General features: G+C 58.7%; 1 protein-coding gene. It reads right to left on the reverse strand.

The annotated features are described in order from the left end of the window. Nucleotides 1-680, reverse strand: a 680-nt coding sequence (locus EXE44_RS17680; RefSeq protein ID WP_274595388.1) for an LAGLIDADG family homing endonuclease, incomplete at both ends; no start/stop codon positions are given.

Below are 680 nucleotides of genomic sequence, written 5' to 3' on the forward strand. Positions count from 1 at the left end.
GTTCCGATCCGTTTCGAGATGCTCCGCCGCTGCGGACTGTTTTCGTTCGGTAACGAACCCGATTTCAGTGACGTAGCGGTCGAACTGTGCGCCGCTGATACGGAGCCGGTAGCTTCCGTTGTGCCGCTCGTGTAACTGGGATGTAATCCCGTGTTGAAGCAGGAGCGACCGGAGTCCTTCGAGAAGCTCCTCGCTCACCGACGCGACGCTTATCTCGCGTTGCGACGCAGAAACGTGACCTTCTCCCTCGATGAATCCCTCGATGAAAGCGGCGGTGATTTTGTCGGATGCACCTACAATCCTCGGTGGGATCCGCTTCTCAGCGGAGCTTTTTAGTAGCGCTTCGTCGATTTCGTTGAGGAAACTGACGAACTCACCGGCGGAACACAGCAACTCCCGCGCGCTTTTGTCATCGTGCGGCTTCCTGGTGGTCGTTTCGAGGTTGAGATCGTGGAGCGTGTTCCGCGCGTCTTCGAGGACCTCCTCGTCGTTGTTCGTGATCGAAACGAATCCCGAGTGGTCGTTGCGTTTCTCGACGTACCCCTCAGCAACAATGTATCCGACGAGCCGGGAGAGCGCTGGGGTCCACCGTTCGGGAGCGTCGAGACGGACGGCGTTGTGCGACTGAGCCCTACGGAAATCGACGTTGAGCGTGTCGTTAGCATCCGCGTCGAGTCGCG

The organism is Halorubrum sp. SS7, assembly GCF_005435055.1.
Lineage (GTDB): Archaea > Halobacteriota > Halobacteria > Halobacteriales > Haloferacaceae > Halorubrum > Halorubrum salinarum.